Annotated in this window: 28 protein-coding genes and 1 tRNA gene; 15 read left to right on the top strand and 14 right to left on the bottom strand. The window is 64.5% G+C overall.

All coding sequences use genetic code 11. The features are described from left to right. Positions 1–35: 35 nt before the first annotated feature. Together CFE35_RS19140 and glnE are read right to left on the bottom strand one after the other, a co-directional pair. Positions 36–509, bottom strand: a complete 474-nt coding sequence (locus CFE35_RS19140; RefSeq protein ID WP_292933095.1) for a peroxiredoxin — start codon at positions 507–509, stop codon at positions 36–38. Then, complete coding sequence (glnE, locus tag CFE35_RS19135) at positions 506–3247, bottom strand: bifunctional [glutamate--ammonia ligase]-adenylyl-L-tyrosine phosphorylase/[glutamate--ammonia-ligase] adenylyltransferase (protein WP_292933093.1); 2742 nt, start codon at positions 3245–3247, stop codon at positions 506–508. The genes CFE35_RS19140 and glnE overlap by 4 nt, the downstream gene beginning before the upstream one ends. A 210-nt stretch (positions 3248–3457) precedes the next feature. On the opposite strand from glnE, the gene CFE35_RS19130 reads away from it, so the two are divergent. The 3 genes from CFE35_RS19130 to CFE35_RS19120 all read left to right on the top strand — a co-directional run bounded on the left by CFE35_RS19130 (position 3458) and on the right by CFE35_RS19120 (position 7675). Next, a complete protein-coding gene (locus CFE35_RS19130; RefSeq protein ID WP_292933242.1) occupies positions 3458–5068 on the top strand; it encodes a M28 family metallopeptidase in 1611 nt (536 codons plus the stop codon). A 12-nt stretch (positions 5069–5080) separates the two neighbouring features. Beyond that, positions 5081–6082 carry an agmatine deiminase family protein gene (locus CFE35_RS19125; RefSeq protein ID WP_292933091.1) on the top strand — a complete coding sequence of 334 codons (1002 nt, stop codon included), beginning with the start codon at positions 5081–5083 and terminating at the stop codon, positions 6080–6082. A gap of 108 nt (positions 6083–6190) precedes the next feature. After that, positions 6191–7675 carry a hypothetical protein gene (locus CFE35_RS19120; RefSeq protein ID WP_292933089.1) on the top strand — a complete coding sequence of 495 codons (1485 nt, stop codon included), beginning with the start codon at positions 6191–6193 and terminating at the stop codon, positions 7673–7675. Here CFE35_RS19120 and CFE35_RS19115 read toward each other — a convergent pair. Genes CFE35_RS19115 through CFE35_RS19100 form a run of 4 tightly spaced genes read right to left on the bottom strand, consistent with a single transcriptional unit; the run spans position 7616 to position 10353 of the window. Beyond that, entirely contained in the window at positions 7616–8617 is a 1002-nt protein-coding gene (locus CFE35_RS19115; RefSeq protein WP_292933087.1) for a sterol desaturase family protein, read from the bottom strand. The genes CFE35_RS19120 and CFE35_RS19115 overlap by 60 nt on opposite strands. Then, positions 8614–9054: a hypothetical protein gene (locus CFE35_RS19110; protein ID WP_292933085.1), complete on the bottom strand. Its 441-nt coding sequence runs from the start codon at positions 9052–9054 to the stop codon at positions 8614–8616. The genes CFE35_RS19115 and CFE35_RS19110 overlap by 4 nt, the downstream gene beginning before the upstream one ends. A 30-nt stretch (positions 9055–9084) precedes the next feature. Continuing rightward, on the bottom strand, positions 9085–9519 hold the full coding sequence (locus tag CFE35_RS19105; protein WP_292933084.1) for a TIGR01244 family sulfur transferase: 435 nt from the start codon (positions 9517–9519) through the stop codon (positions 9085–9087). A 39-nt stretch (positions 9520–9558) separates the two neighbouring features. Beyond that, entirely contained in the window at positions 9559–10353 is a 795-nt protein-coding gene (locus CFE35_RS19100; RefSeq protein ID WP_292933082.1) for a TerC family protein, read from the bottom strand. 254 nt (positions 10354–10607) lie between these two features. On the opposite strand from CFE35_RS19100, the gene CFE35_RS19095 reads away from it, so the two are divergent. The 7 genes from CFE35_RS19095 to CFE35_RS19065 all read left to right on the top strand — a co-directional run bounded on the left by CFE35_RS19095 (position 10608) and on the right by CFE35_RS19065 (position 17455). After that, positions 10608–11417: a cold-shock protein gene (locus CFE35_RS19095; RefSeq protein WP_292933080.1), complete on the top strand. Its 810-nt coding sequence runs from the start codon at positions 10608–10610 to the stop codon at positions 11415–11417. 140 nt (positions 11418–11557) lie between these two features. Then, positions 11558–12751 (top strand): aspartate aminotransferase family protein, encoded by a 1194-nt coding sequence (locus CFE35_RS19090; RefSeq protein ID WP_292933078.1) that lies wholly within the window; start codon positions 11558–11560, stop codon positions 12749–12751. Continuing rightward, positions 12748–13674, top strand: a complete 927-nt coding sequence (gene argF, locus CFE35_RS19085; RefSeq protein WP_292933076.1) for an ornithine carbamoyltransferase — start codon at positions 12748–12750, stop codon at positions 13672–13674. The genes CFE35_RS19090 and argF overlap by 4 nt, the downstream gene beginning before the upstream one ends. 2 nt (positions 13675–13676) lie before the next feature. After that, positions 13677–14585: an Hsp33 family molecular chaperone HslO gene (locus tag CFE35_RS19080; protein ID WP_292933075.1), complete on the top strand. Its 909-nt coding sequence runs from the start codon at positions 13677–13679 to the stop codon at positions 14583–14585. Between the two features lie 177 nt (positions 14586–14762). After that, positions 14763–15152 (top strand): DUF3617 family protein, encoded by a 390-nt coding sequence (locus CFE35_RS19075; RefSeq protein WP_292933073.1) that lies wholly within the window; start codon positions 14763–14765, stop codon positions 15150–15152. Between the two features lie 67 nt (positions 15153–15219). Next, the gene (queC, locus tag CFE35_RS19070; protein ID WP_292933071.1) at positions 15220–15924 is read left to right on the top strand and encodes a 7-cyano-7-deazaguanine synthase QueC; all 705 of its coding nucleotides are present in this window, start codon (positions 15220–15222) and stop codon (positions 15922–15924) included. After that, positions 15908–17455 (top strand): MFS transporter, encoded by a 1548-nt coding sequence (locus tag CFE35_RS19065; RefSeq protein WP_292933069.1) that lies wholly within the window; start codon positions 15908–15910, stop codon positions 17453–17455. Before queC ends, CFE35_RS19065 begins: the two co-directional genes overlap by 17 nt. On the opposite strand, the gene CFE35_RS19060 is transcribed toward CFE35_RS19065, so the two are convergent. Further along, on the bottom strand, positions 17452–17628 hold the full coding sequence (locus CFE35_RS19060) for a DUF1674 domain-containing protein (RefSeq protein ID WP_292933067.1): 177 nt from the start codon (positions 17626–17628) through the stop codon (positions 17452–17454). The two genes, CFE35_RS19065 and CFE35_RS19060, sit on opposite strands and share 4 nt — an antisense overlap. Positions 17629–17698: 70 nt before the next feature. Between CFE35_RS19060 and CFE35_RS19055 the strand changes: the two genes are divergently transcribed. Then, entirely contained in the window at positions 17699–18955 is a 1257-nt protein-coding gene (locus CFE35_RS19055) for a methyltransferase domain-containing protein (RefSeq protein ID WP_292933065.1), read from the top strand. 12 nt (positions 18956–18967) lie between these two features. Here CFE35_RS19055 and CFE35_RS19050 read toward each other — a convergent pair whose 3' ends face one another. Next, a complete protein-coding gene (locus tag CFE35_RS19050) occupies positions 18968–19333 on the bottom strand; it encodes an MmcQ/YjbR family DNA-binding protein (protein WP_292933063.1) in 366 nt (121 codons plus the stop codon). A 7-nt stretch (positions 19334–19340) separates the two neighbouring features. Beyond that, positions 19341–19883 (bottom strand): peptide-methionine (S)-S-oxide reductase MsrA, encoded by a 543-nt coding sequence (gene msrA, locus CFE35_RS19045; RefSeq protein ID WP_292933062.1) that lies wholly within the window; start codon positions 19881–19883, stop codon positions 19341–19343. Positions 19884–20020: 137 nt separating this feature from the next. Here msrA and CFE35_RS19040 point away from each other — a divergent pair, with 137 nt between their 5' ends. The 4 genes from CFE35_RS19040 to CFE35_RS19025 all read left to right on the top strand — a co-directional run bounded on the left by CFE35_RS19040 (position 20021) and on the right by CFE35_RS19025 (position 22427). Next, positions 20021–20869, top strand: a complete 849-nt coding sequence (locus tag CFE35_RS19040) for a methyltransferase (protein ID WP_292933061.1) — start codon at positions 20021–20023, stop codon at positions 20867–20869. Positions 20870–20956: 87 nt separating this feature from the next. Next, positions 20957–21823, top strand: coding sequence for an N-carbamoylputrescine amidase (aguB, locus tag CFE35_RS19035; protein WP_292933060.1), 867 nt, complete (start codon positions 20957–20959; stop codon positions 21821–21823). Continuing rightward, entirely contained in the window at positions 21807–22361 is a 555-nt protein-coding gene (gene folK, locus CFE35_RS19030) for a 2-amino-4-hydroxy-6-hydroxymethyldihydropteridine diphosphokinase (RefSeq protein WP_292933059.1), read from the top strand. Before aguB ends, folK begins: the two co-directional genes overlap by 17 nt. Further along, positions 22352–22427 (top strand) — tRNA-Lys (locus CFE35_RS19025). The genes folK and CFE35_RS19025 overlap by 10 nt, the downstream gene beginning before the upstream one ends. Before the next feature lie 350 nt (positions 22428–22777). Here the strand turns inward: CFE35_RS19025 and CFE35_RS22560 are convergent. From CFE35_RS22560 to CFE35_RS19005, 5 genes are all read right to left on the bottom strand, one after another. Continuing rightward, positions 22778–22939, bottom strand: coding sequence for a hypothetical protein (locus CFE35_RS22560; RefSeq protein ID WP_366557166.1), 162 nt, complete (start codon positions 22937–22939; stop codon positions 22778–22780). 9 nt (positions 22940–22948) lie between these two features. Next, entirely contained in the window at positions 22949–23419 is a 471-nt protein-coding gene (locus tag CFE35_RS19020) for a hypothetical protein (RefSeq protein WP_292933058.1), read from the bottom strand. Between the two features lie 332 nt (positions 23420–23751). Further along, a complete protein-coding gene (locus CFE35_RS19015; protein WP_292933057.1) occupies positions 23752–24432 on the bottom strand; it encodes a hypothetical protein in 681 nt (226 codons plus the stop codon). A gap of 83 nt (positions 24433–24515) precedes the next feature. After that, positions 24516–24773 (bottom strand): hypothetical protein, encoded by a 258-nt coding sequence (locus CFE35_RS19010; RefSeq protein ID WP_292933056.1) that lies wholly within the window; start codon positions 24771–24773, stop codon positions 24516–24518. 13 nt (positions 24774–24786) lie between these two features. Then, positions 24787–25161, bottom strand: a complete 375-nt coding sequence (locus CFE35_RS19005) for a hypothetical protein (RefSeq protein ID WP_292933055.1) — start codon at positions 25159–25161, stop codon at positions 24787–24789. Positions 25162–25315: the final 154 nt, after the last annotated feature.

Raw genomic sequence — 25315 nt, 5'->3', positions numbered from 1 at the left:
CGGCGACGCTGTGTCCTGTCACTGTGCGCGGGCCATCATAGGGCGCGCGCGGCGGCCAGCACTTCTTCGGCGTGGCCCTTGACCTTCACCTTGGGCCAGACCTGCGCGATCTTTCCATCCGCGCCGACGAGATAGGTCGTGCGTTCCATGCCCATGTAGGTGCGGCCATACATCGACTTTTCGCACCAGATACCGAGCGCATCGGAAAGGCCGCCCTCTTCGGCATCGCTGGCGAGCGGCGCGGCAAGGGCGTGCTTTTCGATGAACTTGAGGTGCTTTTTCGGCGGATCCTTGCTGACGCCGAGCAGCGCGGTGCCCGCTGCGGCAAATTCGGCGGCGAGGGCGGAAAAGTCCTTGTTCTCGGTCGTGCAGCCGGGGGTGTCGTCCTTGGGATAGAAGAACAGCACCAGCTTGCGGCCCGCAAAGTCGGAAGGTTTCACGCTGCCGCCCTCGGGGGTGGTCATGGCAATATCGGGCATCATCGCGCCCGCGCCGAACGTCTCGCTCATTCGATAATCTCCAGCTCTTCGCCAAATACGGTGTGCCAGCATGCCGCGATCATGCGCCGGGCCGCCAGCACGGCGGCCAGCAGCGCAGGCCAATCAGCCTCGCCGCATGCCCGCGCGACGATAGCGCGGCTGGCTTCGGGGGGATAGCGTCCGTCAGGGGCAACGAGGCGCACGACGACCAGCAGCCGTGCCAGCAGATCGTGGGCCGCGCGCAGGGACGCGGGGACAAGTCCTGCAGCGCCGAGGCCCGCAACCGCGCCCCCAAGGTGGGGGTCGAGCGCCACGTGTCCGCGCAGTTGCAGATAGTGGACGAGGAATTCGAGATCGACGAGCCCGCCGCGCGCGAGCTTTACGTCGAGCGGGCCAGCGGGCGGTTTGTGCTGGGCCATTTCGGCACGCATCGCCAGCACATCGGCGCGGAGTTTCTCCGGCTCGCGCGGGGTGTGCAGCACTTGGGTGATGATCGCGGCGAGCGCGGATCGGTCTGCAGCAGTGCCGGACAGGGGGCGCGCGCGGCACAGCGCCATATGCTCCCAGGTCCACGCTTCCTCGCGCTGATAGCGGGCAAAGCTTTCGAGGCTGACGGCGAGCGGGCCTTGCGCGCCGCTGGGGCGCAGGCGGACATCGACTTCGTAGAGCGCACCGGCGGCGGTCGGTGCGGAGAGCGCAGCAATCACGCGCTGGGCGAGGCGATTGTAATAGAGGGTGCTGCCGAGGGAGCGAGGGCCATCTGACTCACCGGTGTGATCGCCGCTGAACAGGAACACGATGTCGAGATCGGAGGCGTGGGTGAGGGCCGCGCCGCCGAGCCGGCCCAGCCCGAGGATGACAAGATCGCTGCCCGCGATGCGGCCATGTGCGCGGACAAATTCGCCATGCGCGGCCTCAGCCAGCACGAGGATCGCCGCTTCGGCAATGCGCGAAAGCGCGGCGGCGACATCGAGCGGATCGCGCCAGCCTTCGCCCTGCTGGCTTTCGATCAGCTGGACGCCCAAAGCGAAGCGCCATTCGCCAACTTTGCGGCGTACGGAATCGAGCAGGCACTGGTAATCATCGCCTGCCTCGCAGCGGCGAAACTCGGCGGCAAGGCTCTCCACGCTGCCCGGCAGATCGAAGGCGCTACGATCGATCAGGGTATCGAGCAGGTCCGATCGGCGGGCGAGTTCGTCGGCCAGCGTGGGGGCGTGGGCGAGCACGCGCATGACGAGGCCGAGCAGCGCGGGGCGGGCTTCGAGCAGCTGGAACACGTTGATCGCCGATGGCAGCCCGGCGAGCAGGCCTTCCCAGCGCAGCAGCGCGCGGTCCGGATCCGGCGCGGCGGCCAGCGCGCCGAGCAAGGTGGCGCGCAGGCGGGCAAAGGCCTCGCGCGCTTCGGCGCTGCGCAAGGCGCGGTACTGGCCGTTGTCCCAGCTTTCGATCCGCGCGGCGAGCGGGCCGGGATCGGAAAAGCCGAGCGCGGCAAGTTCGAGTTCGAGCGGGCGGGCCGCGACGGGCACCGCGCCGGTGGGCGCATAGGTCGCGATCAGCCCATCGAAGCGGCAGCCGACGGCATCGGAAATCTGCGCGAGTTCCTCGACCAGCGCGGCACCGGAAGGCAGGCCTTCGAGCCGGGCGACTGCATTGAGCTGGGCCGCATCGGTGGGCAGGCTGTGGGTCTGCTGGTCGGCGATCATCTGCAGGCGGTGTTCGAGCGTGCGCAGGCGGTCGTAGCTGTCACCCAGGAGCGCGGTGTCCTCCGCCGCGACGATGCCTGCCTCGGCCAGCGCATCGAGCGCGGCGCGGGTGCCGCGCAGGCGCAGCGCCGGGTTGCGGCCGCCATGGATCAACTGGTGCGTCTGCGCGAAGAACTCCACCTCGCGGATGCCGCCGCGCCCGCGTTTGAGGTCATAGCCCGGGCCGACTGCCTGACCGCCCGCGTAGTGATCGCGGATGCGCGTGGTGAGGCGGCCGATTTCGGCAATCGCGCCGAAATCGAGGCTGCGGCGCCATACGAACGGGCGGATGGCATCGAGGAACGCCTGCCCCGCCGCGACATCGCCCGACGCCGGACGGGCGCGGATGAAGGCGGCGCGTTCCCAGGCGAGCGCGCTCGACTCGTAGTGGGTGATTGCTGCGATGAACGGGAGCGCGAGCGGGGTGACTTCGGCAGCGGGGCGCAGGCGCAAATCGACGCGGAAGACATAGCCTTCATCCGTCACCGCGCCGAGCAGTTCGACGATAGTGCGGGCGATGCGCTGGGCAGCTTCGGCGGGATCGTCGCGGGAACGCCGGGGGAGGAGATCGGGATCGTAGAGCAGGATCGGGTCGATATCGGACGAGTAGTTGAGTTCGCCCGCGCCGTGCTTGCCCAGCGCGATGGCCGAGAAGCCCTGCGGCACGGCATCGGGCACGCGGCGCTGGATCGCGGCGATGATCGCGGCATCGAGCGCGTGGTCCGCGAATGTGGAAAGCTCGCCCATCACGCGGGCAAGGGGGAGCGCGCCCGCCAGATCGCCGATGGCCAGCGCCACGGCGAGGGCGAGGCGGCGGCGGCGCAGGGCTATGCCAGTGTCTGGGCCTGTATCGGGCACGTCCGTTCCGGCGGCATGGGCAGCGGCGAGCGCGTCTTCGATTCGGCCTGCAGCCAGCAAGGCTTCAAGATCGGGCAGGCGGTCTAATCCGCGCGCGAGGAAAGGCGCTTCGGCGCGGGCGCGCTGGAGGGCGTGTGCCCAGTCCGGTTGCGGCGTAATACCAGTCATGGATGTGCGATGCCCGGTCGGCGGCGCGGGATCAAGCGCGTGTGTGCGGCTTGCCAGCGGGCGGGGGCTCTGCCACCTGTGCGCACCAAGCCGGGTGCGGCGTTTTGGACTTTTCCGGAAGGATCGAGAATGAAGATCAGCAAGCCGTTCGCGCGCGGAATCTTCGCCCTGCTGGGCGGGGCTTCACTTGCCATTCCGCTGGCGGCAAGCATGGCCGCGCCCGCCGTGCCGCGGGTGGACGAAACCTTGCTGCGCGAGACGATCCGCACGCTGTCGTCCGACGAATACGAAGGGCGCGGGCCGGGAACGGCGGCGGAGCCCAAGACGCTGGATGCGATCATTGCGCGGTTCAAGGCTGCCGGGCTTCAGCCGGGGAACAAGGGCACCGATGGCAAGCCGACCTGGCTGCAGGATGTACCCACTGCGACGATCACCGGCATCAACCGCAGCCCGCTGGTGGTGACCGGCGCGGCGCAGACCTTGACTTTCCAGCCTTCGAGCGAGTTCGTTTCGGGCAGCTACCGGATCACGCCGCACACCGAAGTGAAAGACAGCGAGCTGGTGTTCGTGGGCTATGGCATCAACGCGCCGGAGCTGGGCTGGAACGATTATGCCGGGATCGACATGAAGGGGAAGACGGCGGTCATCCTCGTCAACGATCCGGACTATGCGATGGCAGGTGAGGACGGGCCGTTTCGCGGGCGGCGCATGACCTATTACGGGCGCTGGACCTACAAGTTCGAGGAAGCTGCGCGGCAGGGCGCTACGGGCGCGCTGATCATCCATGACACGTTCCCGGCAGCTTATGGCTGGCAGGTGGTCGAATCGAGCTGGTCTGGCGCGCAGCATTTCGTGCAGACCGCCAATGACGGCGCAGACCAGACGGCGGCGAACGGGTGGATCCAGAAGCCGGTGGCCGAAGCGATCCTTAAGGCGGCGGGGCAGGATCTGGCGGCGCTGACAGCGGCGGCGCAGACCAAGGGCTTTAAGCCGGTGCCGCTGGGGCTGAAGGCCAGCCTTTCATTCGACAACACGATCGAAAAGGCCAATTCGCACAACGTGATCGGCATTCTGCCGGGCACGAATCGTCCTGATGAGTATGTGCTCTACAGCGCGCACTGGGACCACCTTGGCCGCTGCAAGCCCGATGCGACGGGCGATGACATCTGCAACGGCGCGGTGGATAACGCCACCGGCGTGGCGGCGCTGGCGGCGCTGGCCAAGATGAATGCGGCGGCCAAACCGGCCGCGCGCAGTCAGGTGTTTCTGGCGGTGACGCTGGAGGAATCGGGGCTGCTCGGTTCGGAATACTACGCGCAGAACCCGGTGTTCCCGCTGGCGAAGACCGTGGGCGGGGTAAACATGGATGCGCTGTCCGTGGGCGGCCCGGCCAAGGACATCACCGTGACCGGCGGCGACAAATCCGAGCTGACCGCGATCCTGCGCAAGGTGGAAGGCGAGATGGGGCTTTCGGAAGCGCCCGAGGAACATCCCGAGCGCGGGCATTACTACCGCTCGGACCACTTCAGCCTCGCCAAGCGGGGCGTGCCGATGTTCGATGTGGGCCGGGGCACCGATCTTGTGAACGGCGGCAAGGCGGCGGGGCAGGCGGCTTCGGACGACTATGTGAACGTGCGCTATCACCAGCCGAGCGATCAGTATCAGGAAAGCTGGGACATCTCTGGCATGGTGCAGGATGTGAAGCTGTTCTACCGGCTGGGCCGCGAACTGGCGAACAGCAGCGCATGGCCGAACTGGCACCCGACCGACGAGTTCCGGGCGGTGCGCGACAAGAGCCGCGCCGCAGCGGCCGCGAAGTAAGGAACGGAAACGATGACCGACACCGCGCTGCGGATGCCGCCGGAATGGCATCCGCAGGACTGGCTCTGGATCGGCTTTCCGCATCTGGCGGACGAATGGTCGGGCGTGATCGAGGCCGCACAGGTGCAGATCGCCGCCTTCGCCAGCGCCGTGGCCGAGAGCGGACAGGAAGTGCGCCTGATCGTGCGCGATGCGGCCAATGAAATGCGCGCGCGGAGCCTCGCATCGGGCGCGGTGAAGCTCGAACGGCGGGTCTATGGCGATGTGTGGCTGCGCGATACCGGTCCGCTGGTGGTGTGCGGCCCAGAAGGTTCGCAGACTGGTGAGCGCCGGGCGCGGCTGTTCGGCTTCAATGGCTGGGGCGGCAAGTATCTGATGCCGGGAGACGAAGCTATCGGCGCGGATCTGGCGGCGAGCGCGGGGCTGGACGCGGATCGCTGCGACTGGATTCTGGAAGGCGGCGCGCTCGACGGCGATGGCACCGGGCTGGTGGCGACGACGGCGCAGTGCCTGCTCAATCCCAACCGCAATCCCGCTCTGACCAAGGCCGATCTCGAAGCGCGGCTGGCGCGCGATCTGGGCCAGACCCGCGTGCTGTGGCTGGGTGACGGGCTGATCAACGATCATACTGATGGCCATGTCGATAATCTGGCGCGGTTTGTCGGGCCGAACCGGCTGGCGCTGCCGCGTGCGACCGGGCCGGGCGATCCCAATGCCGCAATCTATGCCGATGCGGCGGCGCGGGCGCGCGATTTCGGTGTCGAGGTGGTCGAAGTGCCCTCGCCCGGCCATGTCGAATGGGGCGGGGTGATCCAGCCGGCGAGCTACATGAACTTCGTCATCGCCAACAAGGTGGTGATCGTACCGGTGTTTGGAACGCAGCATGATGATGACGGCGTGGCGGCGATTGCGGAGCTGTTTCCCGGCCATGCGGTGATCGGGCTGATGGCCGATGCGGTGCTGGCAGGCGGCGGGGGCTTCCATTGTTCCAGCCAGCAGATGCCTTGCGCCTGAGACGGGGCTGGCGGATTATCGGCCCCTTAACCCTGCGGCGCTTAAGCACCGGGCCATCGACCATTTGCGTCGTATGACCAGCGCGAGGTGCTCCGCATGGCGGGACGGATGGCAAGACCGGGACTGACCCTGACACTGGCGGCGAGTGCCGCCTTGCTGGGGGTGATCGGCTGCAGCGGCATGAGCGGCGAATCGAACGCGCAGACGGCGGCGCGGGGCACACCGCAGCGCGCGGCTCCCGCTCCCGCGCAGCCGCCGCTCCAGCCCGTCGTTCCGCCCGAATTGCCCGCACCGCAAAGCCCTTCCGATTTTGCCGCGCGCGATGCGAGCTATCCCTTCTACATGCCGATGCAGGGCCTGCGCCGCCCGGCCAACCGGTTCTTCGTGAAGTGCGATGCCTCGCAGGCGGCGGGGCGCGAGGTCTATCAGGGCAATGATGCCGCCTCGCTTTATGGCCGGGCCGAGGGCGGGTGGGATTTCGTCTATGAGGCGCGCGACCGCATGGGGCGGCCGTGTGTCTATCCCTTTGCGCCGAGCCTGCCGAACATTGTGGGCAGCACCAACGGCACGCAGTACATTTTCCGGTCTTCAATCCCCGGCGAGCGGGTGACGTTCCGCACCGGCAGCGAATGGGCGGCGCTGCCGATGCGTGCGCTGGAGATGCAGCAGAACCGCATCCACTTTGAGATGCGCGACATCGAGCTCGATTTCCCCGGGGCGATCCAGCCGATGGGGGCCGTGCATCTGGAGACCTATGGGGGCGCGCCGCCGGGCCTGTTTACCGCCGTGGTGCGCCGTTCGAAGATCTTCGGCGGCAAGAATGCGATCTTCGCGCCGAGCGGGGAGACCATGCTCTATATCGAGGACAGCGAGATCGCCGGCAATGTCGGCACCAATGCCGATCAGGAACACAGCACCTACATCAACGGCACGCTGGTTTCGCATTTCCGCAATGTGCGCTGGCAGGGGCAGCAGGGCTGGAGCAACGTGGCGAGCGGGCACCAGCTGAAGGACAAGGCCTATCTGCGCATCTACGAGAACGTGACCGTCTCCAACGCGCCGGGGCGCGGTTCGCCCTCCGCGATGCCGCTGATCGATGCGTCTTCCTTCGGGTTTACCTGGGCCAACAATCTGAGGATCGAGCGGATGCCGATGCCGCAGGAGCCGCGCGAAGGGCTGGTCGATCTGCGCAGCGAGATTCTCTACGGCAATCCGCAGCACTATCCCTGGCCGGTGATTGCGCGGCCGGATTGGCAGATGCCGCCTGCCGCGCTGGGGGTGCTCGATCGGGTTTACCTGTCGGTGTTCTTCAACACCGATGTGCGCAGCTTCCGGAGTGAACCCTATGTCTTCGCACTGCGCCCGTGGGGACGCGGGTTCGAGCCGGGGACGGCGACCATCGTAGGCGAAGGCTTCACCACGCGCAGCGAACAGCGCGTGGTTTCGCTGGCGTTCGGTACGCGGGGCACGTTTGCCAAAGTCTATTCGGCAGACGGCTGGACTTACGTGAACCCGCGCCTTTCGGACGAGGCGCTATGGGTGGCTGACCGCGATGCCTTCATCCGCCATGCACTGGGGCTGATCGGGCGATAGCGTACCATTGCGCGCCTGCCAGCGGGCACGGATCGTGTCCGAACTCTCGCGGCTGCGATCGTGGCTCCAGCCGGGTTCGCGGACGAGATAGCTGAGCTTGTGGCGCAGCGGGGCGGCGGCGAAGTCCTGCAGCATCCCCTTCCATTCGTGGAACACGCTGTGGAGGAGGTTGAACGTGCCCAGCTGGCGGATCACCCCGTAGCGCGCAGGTTCCTCGTCCAGTTCGGGCTGGAAGGTGCCGAACATCCGGTCCCAGATCATGAACACGCCGGCAAAGTTGCGATCGAGATAGAGCGGATTGGTCGCGTGGTGGACGCGGTGGTGCGAGGGGGTGTTGAATACCCATTCGAACCATGTTGGCATCCGGCGCACGGCTTCGGTGTGGATCCAGAACTGGCCGACGGTGTTGATCGCGCCTGCGGTCAGCAGCATTTCGGGCGGCACGCCGAAGAACGCTGGCCAGATGCGGAACGCGAAGGAAAGCGCGAAGAAGCCGGTCCAGGTCTGCCGCAGTGCGGTGCTGAGGTTGTAGTGCTGACTGGTGTGGTGGTTGACATGCGCCGCCCAGAACCAGCGCACCCGGTGCCCGGTGCGGTGCGCCCAGTAGTAGTTGAAATCATCGAGCAGCAGCACGGCCAGCCACGACCACCACGCATACGGCACGGTGGCGATACGGTGCGCGTAGAGCCATGTCGCCGCCGCGTAGATTGCGCCCGCAACCAGCGCTCCGGCGATGGTGCTGCCAAGGCCCATGAGCAGCGAAGTTAGCATGTCGCGCGGCTCGTAGGCATCGGGCGCATGGCGGCGAGCCCATGCGATCTCGATCAGGATCAGCGCGATGAAGGCGGGCACGGCATAAGCGATTACATCGATCGGATGGGTGATCGGCTGGCTGAGCGCACCAGTGAGCTCGGCTAGGAGCGTTGATAGGGTATCGTTCATGCGCGTGCTTCCAATCGGCGCAGGCTGGCCGCCCAGACTTGCGCCTGTTCGCCCAGATCAAGCGTGATGCTGCCGAAGTGGGGATCCTCGCTGGAGAGGGTGAGGAAGCTGCGATCGAGGCGGGCTCCGGCGTGGCTGGTGAGGACGCGTGCAGCAAAGCGTGCGCCGTGGCGGCGGATCAGCATGACCTCACCGGCGCGATTGCGGAGCAGCGAGCCGATGCGGGCGCGGTCCAGCGCGATCTCGACCGGATCGAAGCCGCAGTGCGCCTGTTCGGCAAGGGCGCGCGCTTCGGCTGCGTCGGCGATGCGCACATCATGGCCGAGGCCCAGAGCACGGACGAGCACGAAGACGAGCAGGACGGAGACGAGCGAGCCAGCCGCCTGTAGGGCCATCGTGGCTCCGGGGTGATCCAGCATTGCGGTGAGCGCAGACATGGTGGTTGGTCTTGGTCGCGGGGGTGGGTTTCAGCGTGCCTGTGCGGCGAGCATATCGAGCTGCGGCATGATCGGGCCGACATCATAGCCCGCACCGGCAGCATGGGCGGCGATGGTTTCGGGCGCCATGCCCATGCGCGCCTGAGTGAGCGCCCAAAGCAGGGTCGACCGGGTGCCCGAGCGGCAATAGGCGAGGACTGGCTTGTCGCCCGCTGCGGCCAGCGCGGCCTGCATCGCTTCGACTTGCGGCATCGAAAAGCCCGCGTGGGTCACGGGAATGGCGACATAGGCGATCCCGGCGGCCTGCGCTGCGGCTTCGATCTCCGCGCCCGCCGTTTGGTCTGGCGATTCGTCTTCGGGGCGGTTGTTGATGATCATGCCGATCCCGAGCGCGGCGGCCTCGGCCACGTCTGCCACTTCGATCTGCGGGCTGGCGAATGTCTTGTCGTCGATCTTGCGAAACATGGGGGCAGCCTCTGGTTGGTGGTGTGTGGTGCGGTCCGGCTATGCGGCGGATTTGCGGCGGGTCCGGCGATTGCGGCCGATGATGTTGAGCAGCTCGACAAAGACCGAGAAGCCCATCGCGGCATATATGTAGCCCTTCGGGATATGAACCCCGAAGCCATCGGCCAGCAGGACGAGGCCGATCATCATCAGGAAAGCGAGCGCGAGCATCACCAGCGTCGGGTTGTGCTCGATGAACTTCGCCAGCGGATCGGCTGCGATCATCATCAGGCCGACGGTAAAGACCACGGCGGTGATCATGATCGCGATCTCGTCCGTCATGCCGACCGCCGTCAGGATCGAATCGATCGAGAACACCAGATCGAGCGCGATGATCTGCACGATCGTGGTGCCGAAATGGGCGGCGGCGACAGCGGTGTGGCCCTTGTGATCGAGCAGTTCGCCGCTGGGTTCGGGATCGATGGTGTCGTGGATTTCCTTGGTCGCCTTCCACAGCAGGAACATGCCGCCGACGATCAGGATGAGATCACGCCCGGACAGGGCGGTTTCGAACAAGGGTTCGCCATGTTCACCCGCGCTGCCGGCAATGCCAAGGTCGATCAGCGGCGTGGTGAGCGTCACGATCCAGCCGATCAGCGTCAGCAGCCCCAGCCGCAAGCCGAGCGCGAGCAGCAGGCCGATGCGCCGCGCGCGCGCCTGCTGGTGGGCGGGCAGCTTGTTAGAAAGAATCGCGATGAAAATCAGGTTGTCGATGCCCAGCACGATCTCGAGCAGGACCAGCGTGACAAGCGCGGCCCAGGCCGAAGGGTCTGCCAGAAGGGTTAGCAAATGCATGTCGGATGCTTTGCCCAAACCCTCTGCCAAGGGCAAGGGCCGCACGAACATGGCAGAATGGCCACACTGATCCTGTAGCCGGTTGCGCCAAACAACGAATCCGTTCGCGCTGGACGCTTTTCTTGGTTATAGTGTCTGGTGCAGAGGATCAGGCGGGCAGAGTCTCGCGCATTTCCCTTGTTGTGCCGCCGGCAACCGCGTCCGGCCTGCGGCACCCAGGAAAGCAGGGGCGGAACGAAGGTTTATTGGTTTTTATGGGTTTTGACAGAGGGCGGCGGGGTCGCGGACGCGACAAGCGCGATGGTTTCGGTGACGAAGGCGGGTTCGACCCCTACGGCGGCGGCGGTGGTGGCTTCGGCGGCGGCGGTTTTGACCGCGGCGGTGGTGGCGGCGGCTACGGCGGCGGTGGCGGTCGTGGCGGTTTCGGCGGCGGTGATCGCGGCGGATTCGGCGGCGGCGATCGTGGCGGCTTCGGCGGCGGTGGTGGTGGTGGTGGCTTCGGCGGCCCGCGCGGCGGCGGTGGCGGCGGCTTTGGCGGCCCGCGCGGCGGCGGCGGTGGTGGCGGCGGAATGCCGGCACAGGTCGTTGGCACCGGCAAGGGTGTCGTCAAGTTCTTCAATTCCCAGAAGGGCTTCGGCTTCATTCAGCGTGAAGACGGCGGTGAGGACGTGTTCGTTCACATCAGCGCGGTCGAGCGTGCCGGGCTTGAGGGCCTTGCAGAGGGCCAGCAGCTCGAATTCAACCTCGTCGATCGCGGCGGCAAGGTTTCGGCAGCCGATCTTCAGGTGGTTGGCGACGTGATCGCGGTTGCGGCCAAGCCCGCAGCCCCGCAGCGTTCGCTGACGGGCGAAAAGGCGACTGGTACGGTCAAGTTCTTCAATGCGATGAAGGGCTTCGGCTTCATCACGCGTGATGACGGCCAGCCGGACGCCTTCGTGCACATCAGCGCGGTCGAGCGTTCGGGCATGCGCGAGCTGAACGAAGGCGACAAGCTTGAGTTCGACCTTGAGGTTGATCGCCGCGGCAAGCACTCGGCTGTCAACCTGGTGCCCCGACAAGACTGAGATTGGTGCATTCCCTGTAGCCCTTCGGCCGCAGGCTTGCATCGCTGAAATTCGCAAGTGGCGGCCCTCCCGGGTCGCCATTTGTCGTTTACGCCAATACTCCCGGCCAGATGGGAGCCGAAGCAGGAAGGAACCGTGTCATGTCGATCACCCCGTTGATGCCCGTCTACCCCCGGTGCGGCGTGCGTCCGGTGCGCGGAGAGCACTGCCATCTGATCAGCGAAGACGGCACGCGCTATCTCGATTTCGCCAGCGGCATCGCGGTCAACCTGCTCGGGCACAGCAATGAACACCTGATCGGCGCGATCCAGCGGCAGGCGGCGACGCTGATGCACGTGTCCAACCTCTATGGCAGCCCGCAGGGTGAACACCTTGCGCAGCGCCTTGTCGACCTGACCTTTGCCGATACCGTGTTCTTCACCAATTCGGGCGCGGAAGCGGTGGAATGCGCGATCAAGACCGCGCGCGCCTATCACCAGCACGCCGGCAACACCGACCGGTTCGAGCTGATCACGTTCAAGAATGCGTTCCACGGCCGCACGATGGCCACGATCAGCGCCTCCAATCAGGAGAAGATGCACAAGGGCTTCATGCCGCTGCTCGAAGGCTTCCGGTATGTCGATTTCGACGATCTCGAAGGAGCACGGGCAGCCATCGGCCCGAATACGGCGGGCTTCCTGGTCGAGCCGATTCAGGGCGAAGGCGGCATTCGCGATGCCTCGCCCGAATTCCTGCAGGGTCTGCGCGATCTTGCCGATGAGCATGATCTCATGCTGATCTTCGACGAAGTGCAGTGCGGCGTGGCGCGCACCGGAGATCTCTATGCGTATGAGCAGTACGGCGTCGTGCCCGATATCATGGCGAGCGCAAAGGGCATCGGCGGCGGTTTCCCGCTCGGCGCCTGCCTTGCGAGCGAGAAGGCAGCGCGCGGCATGGGCCTTGGCACGCATGGCAGCACGTATGGCGGCAATCCGCTGGCCATGGCCGCCGCCGAAGCCGTGCTCGATGTGGTGGCGGAGCCCGCTTTCCTCGCCGAGGTCAAGGCCAAGGGCGAGCGCCTGCGCAGCCGGCTGGAGCAGTTCATCGGCAACTACCCGGACATGTTCGAGCTCGTGCGCGGGCGCGGGCTGATGCTGGGCGTGAAGATGAAGATCGAGCCGCGCGCTTTCGTGGCGCACATGCGCGACAACCACCAGCTGCTGACGGTGGCTGCTGGCGACATGACCTTCCGTGTCCTGCCGCCGCTGGTAATCGACGATAGCCATATGGACGAATTCATGGAGAAGCTCTCGGCGGCCACGGCCAGTTACGCTCTCGAAGCGCAGCCGGCATGACCCGCCACTTCCTCAGCCTGAGCGATGCCGGCGGCGATGCGCTGGCGGCGATCCTCGGCGATGCGATGGACCGCAAGGCGGCGCGGCGGGGGCTTCCCAAGGGCCTGCCCGATGCCGATGCGCCGCTCGCCGGGCGGGTGCTGGCGATGGTGTTCGAGAAGAACTCGACCCGCACGCGCGTTTCGTTCGACATCGGTATCCGCCAACTCGGTGGCAGCAGCATCGTGCTCGATGCCGGCACCACGCAGCTGGGGCGCGGGGAAACGATCGCGGATACGGCGCGGGTGCTCAGCCGCATGGCCGATGCCATCATGCTGCGCACCGATGATCACGCCAAGCTGGAAGAACTGGCGCATTATGCCAGCGTGCCGGTGATCAACGGCCTGACCGATCTTTCGCACCCATGCCAGATCGCGGCCGACCTGCAGACTTTGCTGGAACACGGCAAGGCGCTGCCGGGCCTTGAAGTGGCGTGGCTGGGCGACGGCAACAACGTGCTCAACTCGTTCGTCGAGGCGGCGGGGCTGATGAAGTTCAACGTCCGCATCGGCGTGCCCGAGGGCTATGACAGCGATCCCGGTTTCATCGCCGCGGCGCGCGCCGGCGGTGCCCGGATCGACATTCATCGCAATGCGGCGGAAGCAGTGCGCGGGGCGGATGTCGTGGTGACGGACACCTGGATCTCGATGGGTCAGGCCCATGCCGAGGCGAAGCTGGCGGCAATGAGCCCGTACCAGGTCAACGCGGAGTTGCTGGCGCTGGCGAAGCCCGATGCCGTGCTGCTCCACTGCCTGCCCGCGCATCGCGGCGAGGAAGTGACCGACGCAGTGATCGACGGCCCCCAATCCGTGGTGTGGGACGAGGCGGAGAACCGCATCCATGCGCAGAAGGCGATTCTGCGCTGGGCCTTCGGGCAGATCTGACCATGCAGGAGGGTTCCGAGCCTGCCGGATCGACCGGCTTCGATCAGGTTCTGGCGTTCACTGTGCCCGACCGCAATGCGCGTGGGCGCGTGGTGCGGCTTGGCCCGGTGCTCGATTCGGTGCTTGCCGCCCATTCCTATCCGGCACCGATCCGGCACTTGCTGGCTGAAGCACTGGTGCTGGCAGCCTTGCTCGGCGCGCTGCTCAAGGATGAGCAGGGCCAGTTGACGATGCAGGCGCAGACGCAGGACGGCGTGGTTGATCTGCTGGTGTGCGATTATCGCGGCGGGGAAGTGCGCGGCTATGCGCGGTTCGATCGGGCGCGGCTTGACGAGCTTGGCCCGAGCCCGACGCTGCATGCGCTGTTCGGCAGTGGCTATCTTGCGATCACTTTCGATCTCGCCACGTCGGGCCAGCGCTATCAGGGCATTGTTCCGCTTGAAGGGGAAACGCTCGCCGCCGCCTGCGAGAGCTATTTCGTCCAGTCCGAGCAGATCCCCACGCTGATCCGGGTTGGTGTGCGCAGCGATGCCGCTGGCTGCGTGGCAGGCGGCCTGCTGATCCAGCACCTGCCCGAAGGCGAGGAAGGGCGCGAGCGCCTCCACGTTCAGCTTGATCACCCCGAATGGGAGCACATGCGGATCATGGGCGGGGCGATTTCGTCGCCGGAACTGGTCGATCCGGCGCTCGATCTCGAAAGCCTGCTGTGGCGGCTGTTTCACGAGGAGCGCGAAGTTCGCGTTGATCAGGGCGCGCGGATCACCAAGGGCTGCCGCTGCACGAGCGAGTACTACCGCTCGGTCCTCTCGCGATTCGGACAAGCCGAGCGCGAAGAGATGCGCAACGAGGAGGGGCAGATCCTGGTTGATTGTGCATTCTGTTCGCGGGTGTTCGAAATTGAACTCGATTGAATGGGCGGAATCGGTTCGTCGCGCACCAAGTACACTTTAACGCAGCCAAGTTTGCGACTATATTGCTGACAGGTTGTTCGGGCATGGTGCCTGAGCGCCGCTGATGGACGCGCCTGCCCGATGGACCGCTTGCTGCGCCGACTGTCCCGTTTCGCATCACCCCGGCAGCGTCGGTTGGTGGGGAGGAGCGCCACCGCGCTGCTGGCTTTCGCGGCGCCCGCGCTGACCGCCCAGCGCCCTTCGCTCGCGATGCTCGATCATCTCCAGCCGGGCCAATGGGAAGTGCGGGATCGCGATCTAGCGGGTGGTCGCAGTCGGCTCTGCATCGAGAACGGGCGCCGGCTGATCCAGATCCGGCACATGCGCGAATCCTGCCGCAGCTTTGCCGTGCAGGATACTGCCGATGCGGTGACAGTGCACTACACCTGCCCGGGCAACGGCTATGGCCAGACATCGGTGCGTTTCGAAAGCGCGCAGCTCGTTCAGCTGGAAACGCAGGGCATCGCGCAAGGGCTGCCGTTCAACATGCGCGCCGAAGTGCGGCGCGTGGGGGCTTGCGCGTCCTGAGCTGCGCTGGACAGCCAATCGCGTGACGAGGATTGCCACGGGCGATCCATGCCTCTAGCTCTGTGGGATGGTCGCAAAAGCCGTTTCCGAACAAGCCCCTCTTGCCGTCGTCCTGCTTTCGGGCGGGCTCGATTCGATGGTCTGCGCGGCCCTCGCGCAGGAGCAGGGGTTTCGCGTTCTCGCCCTCACGATCGACTACAATCAGCGCCACCGGGTCGAAATCGATGCAGCGCGCGCTATCGCCGCAACGCTCGGTGTCGAGCGGCACTTGGTCCTGCCGCTCGATCTGCGCCAGTTCGGCGGATCGGCCCTGACGGCTGACATTGCGGTGCCCAAGGATGGGGTGGGGGACGATATCCCGGTCACTTATGTCCCCGCGCGCAATCTCGTGTTTCTGTCGCTGGCGCTGGCCTGGGCGGAAGCGGCAGGGTCCGGCGATCTGTTCATCGGCGTGAACGCGCTCGATTATTCGGGCTACCCCGATTGCCGACCGGAATTCATTGGCGGCTTTGAAGCGCTGGCACGGGTTGCGACCAAGCTGGGCGATCAAGGCGGTACCGTGCGGGTCCACGCCCCGCTCCAACACCTCAAGAAAAGCGAAATCGCGCAAGAAGCAGCCCGTCTCGGGCTCGATCCGGGGGCCAGCTGGTCGTGCTACGATCCGCTGCCCGACGGCCGGGCCTGTGGCGTCTGCGACAGCTGCCGTCTGCGGCGCGCGGGATTCGATGCAGCCGGGATAGAGGATGGCACGCAGTATGGAGATGACGGATAAGCCGAAGCAATGGTTCGGCGTTGACCGCTACAGCTGGTATGCGCTGTTTGTCCTGGTCATCGTCTACATCATCAATTTCGTGGATCGTCAGCTGCTTACGATCCTCGCGGTGGACATAAAGCACGACCTCGGCATTTCAGACGCCCAGTTCGGCTTCCTCTATGGCACCGCCTTCGGTGTGTTCTATGCGCTGTTCGGCATTCCCCTCGGGAAATTGGCGGACCGCGCCACGCGCACCAGCGTTCTGGCCTCCGGCCTTGCACTGTGGTCGGTGATGACCGCGCTTTCCGGCCTTTCGCGCAGCTTCTGGCAGCTTGGTGCCGCCCGCATCGGCGTCGGCGTGGGTGAGGCGACGGCTGGTCCGTGTTCCTATTCGCTGCTGGCAGACTATTTCCCCGCGCACCGCCGCGCGACCGCAGTGGCGATCTTCTCGTCGGGGATCTACCTTGGCGGGGGCTTCTCGCTTTACATCGGGACGGCGATCGCGGGCGGCTGGAACCACGCCTTCGCGCTGGGCGAGCGCCCATTTGGCCTTGCCGGGTGGCAGGCGGCTTTCCTCGCCGTGGGGCTTCCGGGCCTTGCCCTTGCCCTGTGGGTGCGCAGCCTCAGGGAACCGGTGCGCGGCCGCTTCGAAGCGCCTCCGGCTGATGGTGCTCCGCGTCCTGTGCAGCAGCCTGCGACGCTCAATGCTTTCGTGCGCGATCTTGCGGCGATTGTCCCGCCCTTCACGCTGCTTGCTGCGGCCAAGTGCGGCAGCGCGGCGCTGATCGGCAATCTGGCCATCGCCGCGGGACTGGCCGTTGTCGGCACGGTGCTGTCGTTCGTGATCGGCGATCCGGCGCAATGGATCGCGCTGGGCATCGGCACGTATGCGATTGCCTCCTGGGCCGTTGCCCTGCGGCATGATGATCCCGAAGCCTTCAGCGTCATCTGGGCATCCAAGTCGGTGGTTGGCCTCAATCTGGGCTATGGCCTGATGTGCGTGATCACGTATGCCAATTCGGCTTTCGGGCCATCGCTGGTGATCCGGGAGTTCGGGGCCTCGGCGGGGGCGGTGGCGCTCATCGTCGGCGGATCGGCGGCGGTTGGCGGCGCGCTTGGCGTGATTGCCGGCGGCGCGCTGGGGGACAAGCTTGCGGGAGACCGCCTCCACTCGCGGCGGATTATCGTCGTCAGCGTATCATTGCTCGCGTCGCTGGTGCCCAACGCCATCATGCTGGGCACGCATTCGCTCACGGTCGTCTACTTCTGCGTCTTCCCGATGTGGTTTCTGGCCAGCTGCGCGCTTGGTGGGGCTGCCGGCACGATCGTCAACATCGTGCCCGCGGCAACCCGGGCCACGGCGACGGCTGCGTTCTTCCTGTTCGCAACGATGCTGGGGCTTGCACTCGGGCCTTATGCCGCCGGAAAGATTTCCGGCGCATTCGGTGCCAACTTGCGGATCGGCCTTGCCGGCGTTCTGGTCGTGGTGCCGTTCGCGCTTGCTGCGCTCGAGGTCTGTCGCCGCGATCTGATCAATCGGGAACGCTAGAAATCAATCGCGATCCCGTTGCGTTCCCAATCGCCAAAGCGCGTGGGGTCAAGGCCGTCGGGATCATCGCGCTTTTCCGCTTCACGCGGTTGCGGTGCAGGATCGGTGGACCAATGTTCGGGCCGGGCAAAGGTGGCGGGCCGCTTGGTCGCGCGAGGGATCGCTTTTTCCATGGGCCTCTCCTGCCGCGCGCGGACGCAATGCGCAATTGCCAAAGGGGGCACCGCGCGCGATAGGCTCCTGATGGCCCGCCCCCCTGTAACAGACGAACTCCCCGGCGTTCCCGCCCGCCGCGCCGCGCTGCGCCTCCTCGATGCCGTGCTGCGCCGGGGCGATCCACTCGATCAGGCCGCACCGCCGGTACTGCGCGCGATCGAACGCGGGGATGACCGCGCCCTCGCACTCGCCATCGCTGCCGAAGCGCTGCGCTGGCTGCCGGACCTCGATCGGCTGATCGATGGCGCTACCCGCCAGATCCTGCCGGAAGACGCCAAGGCGCGCAGCGTGCTGAGGCTCATGCTGGCGCAGGCGCTGCGGCTCGGCCTGCCGCCGCACGCAGTGATCGCCACGGGCCTGCCGCTCCTCACCGGTGGTCCGCGCCGCCTCGCGCACGGGGTGTTTTCCGCCGTACTGCGCACAGATGGCCTGCCTGCTGCGCCCACCCTGCCCGCAGCCGTGCTTGCCCGCTGGAGCGCAGCCTGGCCTGACCGTGTGGACGCCATCGCCGCTGGCCTTGCCGTGCCGCCGCCGCTCGATCTTTCGCTGCGCGATCCCGCCCGCACCGCTGAATGGGCCGAGCGGCTCGGCGGCGTTTCGCTCGCCCCCGGCCATGTCCGGCTGGCGCGCGCGGGTTCGGTCGAGGGCATCGAAGGCTTCGCCGAGGGCGCATGGTGGGTGCAGGATCTCGCCGCCACCGTGCCCGCGCGCTTGCTGGGGCCGGGTGAAGGCCGCCGCGTCCTCGATCTCTGCGCTGCGCCCGGCGGCAAGACCATGCAGCTCGCCGCCGCCGGATGGAAGGTCACCGCGCTCGACAAGTCCGCGCGCCGCCTTGAACGCCTGAGCGAAAATGTTGCGCGCGTTGGCCTCGAAGTCGATGTCGTCACCGCAGACGCGATGCAGTGGCGCCCGACCGAACTTTATGACGCGGTGCTGATCGACTCGCCGTGCAGCGCCACCGGCACCTGCCGCCGTCACCCGGATGTGCTTCACCGCCTGATCGACCAGCCCGCCCTCGAAGACCTCCAGCGCGGCCTCCTCGAACGCGCTTCGGGCGCGATTCGCGCCGATGGCCGCCTTGTCTATGCAGTCTGCTCGCTGGAACCGGGCGAGGGCGAAGCGCAGGCCTCGTGGGTCAAGGCGCTCGGGCCTGTCGCCATCACGGCCGACCAACTGCCTGAGGGCCTGACCCCCACGCCGGAAGGCTGGTTTCGCAGCGATCCGGGGATGCTTGCCGAAGCGGGCGGCATCGATGGCTTTTTCGCGGCGATGTGGGGCAAGTAGGGGGCGGACCTCTCACGCGAGCAAGAGATTCAACGCCGCTCTCGTCTTGCGCGGAAGCTTCGCGGTGACACGCTCGTAGGATTCCCGCACGTGATCCAGCACCTGCTGATCGGCCATCGCCGCCGGATCATGATACTGGAGCCAGAACAACCCGCGTGAGGCCATGTAGGGGGCCGGGCGCAGTCCCGGGCTGTCCTTCAGCACCTCGAAGGTGATTTCGCTGACCTTGAACGTGATGCCCACGCCATCGGGGTTCCAGCCGCCGATGGCGAAGACTTTGCCGCCCACTTTCCACACATGCGCCCCGCCCCACTGGCAGGCATAGGTGGTGCCCGGCAGGCTGGCGCAAAACGCGTTGAAGGCCGCGTCGCTGATCACGCCCTGATCACCCCGGCTTCACTTTGGCGGCAAAGCTCTTGCGCAGCTTCTGCAGCTTGGGCGGGATCACCGCGAGGCAATAGGGATTGCGCTGGCCTTCGCCCTGCCAATACTCCTGATGATAATCTTCCGCCGGATACCAGATCGGCATTGCGCCATCCTCGCCCTCGATCACCGTCACGATCGGCTTCGCGCTTGCCGCCTGCGCGCGCGCAATCGCCGCTTCCATCGACGCGCGCTGCTCCGCATCGGCCGGGAACAGGGCTGAACGATACTGCGTGCCCACGTCATTGCCCTGCCGGTTCAGCGTCGTCGGGTCATGCGTGGCGAAGTGGATGTCGAGCAGATCATCGAGCGACAGCAGCGCCGGATCATAGGTCACGCGGATCGCCTCGGCGTGGCCCGTCGTCCCGCTGCACACCGCCTTGTAGGTCGGATCGGGCACCGTGCCGCCGATGTAGCCGCTTTCCACGGCGATCACCCCGATCACGTCGCGAAACACCGCCTCGGTGCACCAGAAGCATCCGCCCGCCATGATTGCCTGCGCCATTCGCGTTATCCTTGTCTTCCGGGGGTCAAGTCCCCTATGCCTGCAACCGCAAATAGGCACGACAGACGCGGTTGTCATCGCCTCCTGCCCGCATAGGCTGGTGGGAAAACACACCGAGTCGCCATCGGAGTACCATCATGCGCAAGGCCGCCTTCCTCCCCGCTCTCCTGCTCGCTGCTGCGGCTGCGATTCCTTCCGCGATCAGCGCCGCACCCGAAGCGCCTGCGGTGAGCGCGACCGATCCCGCCATGGCAAAAGTCCTCGCCGATCCCCGGCGCGACAAGGACCGCGTGCGCGACGCCTTCCGCCATCCCGCCGAAACACTGGCCTTCTTCCGCATCAAGCCGGATATGGTTGTGGCAGACTATATGCCCTCGTCGGGCTGGTACACACGCGTGCTTGCCCCCTATCTCGCTGAAAAGGGGCAGTATATCGGCATAACCGCCGGTCTCGCCGCTGCCTCTGGCGAAACCCGTGATCGCCTGGCCGCGTTCCCCGCCCAGTTCCCGGAAAAAGCCGCCGGCTGGACGGGCCTGACGGCGAACCGCATCCCCGCCTATACGCTTGATGCAATCCCTGCCGAACGCAAGGGCACGGTCGACCGTGTGCTGATCATGCGCGAACTCCACAACATGTGGCCCGATGGCTACCTCTACAACGATCTCGCCGCGATCCGCAGCCTGCTCAAGGCCGATGGCCTCCTCGGGATCGAGGAACACCGCGCCAAGCCGGATGCCCCGGCGAACTATACCCTCGGCATCAACGGCTACATGCGCGAGGCCGATGTGATCGCGCTCGTCGAAGCGCACGGCTTCCGCCTTGTCGCCAAGAGCGAAGTCAACGCCAACCCCAAGGATACGGCGGATTGGCCGAACGGCGTGTGGACCCTGCCGCCCGTCCTCGCCCTGAAAGACAAGGACCGCGCCAAGTATGAAGCCATCGGCGAAAGCGACCGCATGACGCTGCTTTTCGCCAAGCGGCCCTGATACCCGTTTGGTGCGCCAACCCCCGGGATCGCCCCGGGGTTAGTGCTACCCTTTGACAATCCCGCCGAGGCCCCCCAAGTCCCGCGCATGACCCAGCTCACCGTCGCCGCCCTCCAGCTCGCGCTTGGCGCTCCCGATGCGCAGACCAACATCGCCGCTGTCAGCGCGCTGGTGGAAGAAGCTGCCGGGCAAGGCGCGCAGATCGTCCTCCCGCCAGAGCTGTTCGCCGGCCCCTATTTCTGCACGATCGAGGACGAGGCGCTGTTTTCCCTCGCACATCCGCTCGGCGAAGACCCGTCGGTCAAGGCCATGCAGGCGCTCGCCCGCAGCCTCAAGATCGCCATCCCCACCAGCTTCTTTGAGCGCGAGGGACATCATTACTACAACACGCTGGCGATGATCGGGCCGGATGGCGCGATCATGGGCACTTATCGCAAGAGCCATATCCCGGACGGCCCGGGTTATGAGGAAAAGTACTATTTTCGCCCCGGGAACACCGGCTTCAAGGTGTGGGACCTGTTTGGCACCCGCATCGGCGTCGGCGTGTGCTGGGATCAGTGGTACCCGGAATGCGCGCGGGCCATGGCGCTGATGGGCGCCGAAGTGCTGTTCTATCCCACCGCCATCGGCAGCGAACCTTACGATCCGAACCTCGATACCAGCCGCGTCTGGCGCCGCGCGATGCTTGGCCATGCGGTTTCGAACTGCATGCCGGTGATCGCGGCCAACCGCATCGGCAGCGAGAGCGTGGGCGGGACGCCTCCCCAGCGGTTCTACGGCCACAGCTTCATTGCCGATCAATGGGGCGATTTCCTCGCGGAGTTCAGCGCTGCGGAAACCGGCGTCCTCACCGCCACGCTCGATCTTGCCGAAGCCGCGCGCCACCGCGCCGGCATGGGCTTCTTCCGCGATCGCCGCCCGCAGCTCTATACGCGCCTTGCCGAAGATATCTGACCGGCCCCCCGGTTCCGTGTGGGGCTACCTGATCGCGCTGGGTTCGAACCAGCGGCACCAGCGCCACGGCTCCCCGCCGCAAGTCCTCGCCGCTGCGCTTGCCGCGCTGGCGCAGGAAGGATTGACGGTGGAAGCTGTCTCGCACTTCATCACGAGCGCTCCCGTCGGTCCCTCGCGCCGCCGCTATGCCAACGGGGCTGCGCGCATCGCCACGCCGCTTGCGCCGCCCGCGCTGCTCGCTCTGCTGCAAACCATCGAAACCCGCTTCGGCCGCGTCCGCCGCGGCCAGCGCTGGGGGACGCGCACCCTTGATCTCGATATCGTGCTGTGGAGTGGCGGCGCCTGGCGCACCAAAACGCTGACAATCCCGCACCCCCGCTTCCGCACCCGCGCTTTCGTCCTCACCCCCGCCGTCAAGGTTGCGCCGCAATGGCGCGATCCCATGGGGACATGCACCATCCGCCACCTCCACGCCCGCTTGACCCAGCCCCGCGCGGTCCGTAGGTGCGTCGCATCCCGATTGCGTGTGGGCCCTTAGCTCAGTCGGTAGAGCAACTGACTTTTAATCAGTAGGTCGCTGGTTCGAACCCAGCAGGGCTCACCATTATTTTCAATGGCTTAGGAGAGTTTTGCAGCCTCTCCCAAAGCCATTTTCCGCTTTCAGGCTTCATATAGGCTTCAAAAGTCTGGTGGATGCCAGTCCGCTTCAGCAGAAATTAATTCCATTTAATCAGTAGTTTGGCAGGGGGCGGGTTCTCACTTTCAGGGTGACCGCAAGGTGGTACGTCGTAGGTCGAACTTGGGCGGCGTGACCGTCAAATGGTAGCTCCACAGAAGCTTCAAAACGCCTCCTTCGCTTAGCGAAGCAACACCCCTAGGCTTCAAAACTTCCTCCTAGGCTGCAAAACGCCACCCCGAGGCTGCAACCCCACTCTCCACGCTTCACACCAAACCCTAAGCCGCAGCCTTAAGCTTCACATCATTCAGCACACTCACAATCTGAAGCACATCAGCCTGTGGGAACAGGCCACCCACACCTTGATCGTCCAGATCGGTGAATGGCGACTCATACAGACGCTTAGGTTCCATCGCCCCATTCTCTGTAAGGTGGTCGATGATCAGAATTCAACGATCTGTTCCAGATCGACAAACATGATCAGCAACAGCTTCCTCAAGGCTATCAGGGACCCATGCCTGAAATTTGCCACCACGCTGCCAAGATTGAATAATCCTGCCATTTGAGGTGGAAGCTATGAACTGATCCTTTGCGTAAACTTTCGACTGACACAGGAAGCGATAGAGGGTCATCGTTTTCCGGTAAGCTACGGCTGGATTGGATTTATGGTTTCCCTTGACCCAAATCCTTACCCCTTGCCCTCCCAGACCGAAAAACACATTGCCAGTTCCGAAGTCCTTGTTTCTTATGGCATATGTTTCAAGTGACCCCGGTTTCACGTAGACAATCCACCAAGCATCTGGGGAGTAGTCTTCCCAAGGGCCTTCTCGCACCTCGTCCTGTGGTTGCGGATCAGCTTGTTTTCCCGCCAACATTGACTGAGCAAACGTTGGCTCCGGTGCCGCAGTCGTGGCGATCATCAACGTCGCTAGAAGCACCCTGCTGACTGGGACGTTCATATGCTCTCAGTCTCCACGATGCGAAGGCCAAAGCCTTTACCCATAGGGTTATTTGTAGCCATCGTGGTCACCCTTGGGAAGAGAGCAGGGCCATCACTGCTTCGCCTATCCCATGCCATTCCCGGTGACATGATCGATTGCCCTGCATAACCTACATCTCGATAACGCTGATTCGGAGCGGGATCGGCAGACGGCGAGGATATGGTGCAGGTCAGTCAAACGGCGATGGCCTAGACGGTACCCCAGCGGGGATATGGTGCCTTGTGGATTTTTGTGGGTGAGATGCAGATATATCAGCAAGAACCGGGATTCATGAAAATATCAAAATTTCGCCCAGATGGCATAAAATATCGATAAACATATTTCACACGATATACATTAATATTTCGCAGCGTCTCTGGATCACTGCAAGCTTTAGGCCCTATAATCGAAGCCATAGTGTTGATGCGATCCTGCGTATCAACCTCATATGATATTTGATGAACCATCGTTAGAGTGCTATTTCCAGCATCAACACGAATAAGCTTAGTAACATTATCAAATTGCAACGGTAGCTGAGCGTTGTATTTTTTTGATAATTCAAAAATATAGGCATTAAGCCCTACAACATTTGAAGGTGCAGCAGAATAACTCTGCATCTGCTTCTGAGATTCAAGCTGCCTCTGCTGGGTTTGCAACTGTTGCTCCTGAATGCGAGATTGGCGCTGCATCTCAAGCGTTTGAGCTTCCATCTGCCGTCGTTGAAGCTCCATTTGCTGGCGCTGACGCTCCATCTGCTGACGTTGCTGTTCTGCAAGATAACGCTGCTGCTCACCTTGTCGTTCTTGCTGAACGCAATTCTCATAACTTGCCCAAGCGAGAGCGCTTTGGAATTTGTCGTAGCTTACGCTGGGCATGACGCAATAGGCGTAAGCAGTGTTCGGCACAGATAAGCCGCCCAAGAACATTATTGACTTGAATCTGATATTATTCACGTAATTGCCTTCAAAAATAGTGAGAAGTCAATTTCTAAAATCGTGATTTGGCGTAGCCACTTTAGCCATTGCGCAACCAGACCTCAACGCTCAAAATCGACCGGGTGCAATGCTGCCCCCAGCAACCGCTCCCCATACCTATCGATAGCTACACATTTGTTTTGCCTTATTTTTTCAGCCAACTCATAATCACCATCGCACAGGTAGACATTCTTTTCACATGCGTTGCAGAAGCGGATTTTCTTGCTCCGCTTCTGCTCCAAATTTTCCCACACCGCATCGCATTTGAAGGCGAACTGGCAGTTCCTGATCAACATCCCGCTGGTGCGCTTGGTGGTCATGCGGTTCTCCCTTTCAAATCATTCGTGGATCGTCTGCTGGCGCTTCAAACCTACCACTCTGAAGGCGATAAAGCTCTCCCCAGACGTGGCCGTATACCTCTGCACGGCCATAACCTTGGGTAACGGAAACTGCCGACTTAAAGTTGGAATAGTCGATTCCAGCCACAAGCGCAGCCATAGCAGCAGACACAGCATCCCGAGGTGCGACAGCCCTGAACCTGTAGTCACTTGCCGTGCTGTCACCGATTTCACCCATATCGGGAAGATAGCGATCACGCAGGTTTTCGAGGTCTGATCGCACACGGGAACGGATGGTGAGATTGCCTCCTTCTGCATCCTCGGGCTTCTCCACGACTGAAAAAAAGCCGATTTTCGTGATGATCCACATATCCAACCTCCCTCAATGCACTGTGGATGTTGATTTCCGCTGAGAGTTGACCCGGGATTTTCATCGAGAAGTGACCCGGGTGGATATGGTGCCCCGCGGTGCAGGGATGGGTCAAGTGGTGGCTTTTTCCTTTCGCGTTTTGGGCGCTCCAGCG

The organism is Novosphingobium sp. PASSN1, assembly GCF_002278815.1.
Note: the sequence above shows the minus strand (reverse complement) of the source record. Positions and strands in the feature narration are given on the sequence as shown.

What these genes read in the sequence shown, in the direction of transcription:
- CFE35_RS19140 (WP_292933095.1), bottom strand. Translation starts at nt 509, where the DNA reads ATGAGCGAGACGTTCGGCGCGGGCGCGATGATGCCCGATATTGCCATG.
- glnE (WP_292933093.1), bottom strand. Translation starts at nt 3,247, where the DNA reads ATGACTGGTATTACGCCGCAACCGGACTGGGCACACGCCCTCCAGCGC.
- CFE35_RS19130 (WP_292933242.1), top strand. Translation starts at nt 3,458, where the DNA reads ATGGCCGCGCCCGCCGTGCCGCGGGTGGACGAAACCTTGCTGCGCGAG.
- CFE35_RS19125 (WP_292933091.1), top strand. Translation starts at nt 5,081, where the DNA reads ATGACCGACACCGCGCTGCGGATGCCGCCGGAATGGCATCCGCAGGAC.
- CFE35_RS19120 (WP_292933089.1), top strand. Translation starts at nt 6,191, where the DNA reads ATGGCAAGACCGGGACTGACCCTGACACTGGCGGCGAGTGCCGCCTTG.
- CFE35_RS19115 (WP_292933087.1), bottom strand. Translation starts at nt 8,617, where the DNA reads ATGAACGATACCCTATCAACGCTCCTAGCCGAGCTCACTGGTGCGCTC.
- CFE35_RS19110 (WP_292933085.1), bottom strand. Translation starts at nt 9,054, where the DNA reads ATGTCTGCGCTCACCGCAATGCTGGATCACCCCGGAGCCACGATGGCC.
- CFE35_RS19105 (WP_292933084.1), bottom strand. Translation starts at nt 9,519, where the DNA reads ATGTTTCGCAAGATCGACGACAAGACATTCGCCAGCCCGCAGATCGAA.
- CFE35_RS19100 (WP_292933082.1), bottom strand. Translation starts at nt 10,353, where the DNA reads ATGCATTTGCTAACCCTTCTGGCAGACCCTTCGGCCTGGGCCGCGCTT.
- CFE35_RS19095 (WP_292933080.1), top strand. Translation starts at nt 10,608, where the DNA reads ATGGGTTTTGACAGAGGGCGGCGGGGTCGCGGACGCGACAAGCGCGAT.
- CFE35_RS19090 (WP_292933078.1), top strand. Translation starts at nt 11,558, where the DNA reads ATGTCGATCACCCCGTTGATGCCCGTCTACCCCCGGTGCGGCGTGCGT.
- argF (WP_292933076.1), top strand. Translation starts at nt 12,748, where the DNA reads ATGACCCGCCACTTCCTCAGCCTGAGCGATGCCGGCGGCGATGCGCTG.
- CFE35_RS19080 (WP_292933075.1), top strand. Translation starts at nt 13,677, where the DNA reads ATGCAGGAGGGTTCCGAGCCTGCCGGATCGACCGGCTTCGATCAGGTT.
- queC (WP_292933071.1), top strand. Translation starts at nt 15,220, where the DNA reads ATGGTCGCAAAAGCCGTTTCCGAACAAGCCCCTCTTGCCGTCGTCCTG.
- CFE35_RS19065 (WP_292933069.1), top strand. Translation starts at nt 15,908, where the DNA reads ATGGAGATGACGGATAAGCCGAAGCAATGGTTCGGCGTTGACCGCTAC.
- CFE35_RS19060 (WP_292933067.1), bottom strand. Translation starts at nt 17,628, where the DNA reads ATGGAAAAAGCGATCCCTCGCGCGACCAAGCGGCCCGCCACCTTTGCC.
- CFE35_RS19055 (WP_292933065.1), top strand. Translation starts at nt 17,699, where the DNA reads ATGGCCCGCCCCCCTGTAACAGACGAACTCCCCGGCGTTCCCGCCCGC.
- msrA (WP_292933062.1), bottom strand. Translation starts at nt 19,883, where the DNA reads ATGGCGCAGGCAATCATGGCGGGCGGATGCTTCTGGTGCACCGAGGCG.
- CFE35_RS19040 (WP_292933061.1), top strand. Translation starts at nt 20,021, where the DNA reads ATGCGCAAGGCCGCCTTCCTCCCCGCTCTCCTGCTCGCTGCTGCGGCT.
- aguB (WP_292933060.1), top strand. Translation starts at nt 20,957, where the DNA reads ATGACCCAGCTCACCGTCGCCGCCCTCCAGCTCGCGCTTGGCGCTCCC.
- CFE35_RS19020 (WP_292933058.1), bottom strand. Translation starts at nt 23,419, where the DNA reads ATGATCGCCACGACTGCGGCACCGGAGCCAACGTTTGCTCAGTCAATG.
- CFE35_RS19010 (WP_292933056.1), bottom strand. Translation starts at nt 24,773, where the DNA reads ATGACCACCAAGCGCACCAGCGGGATGTTGATCAGGAACTGCCAGTTC.
- CFE35_RS19005 (WP_292933055.1), bottom strand. Translation starts at nt 25,161, where the DNA reads ATGTGGATCATCACGAAAATCGGCTTTTTTTCAGTCGTGGAGAAGCCC.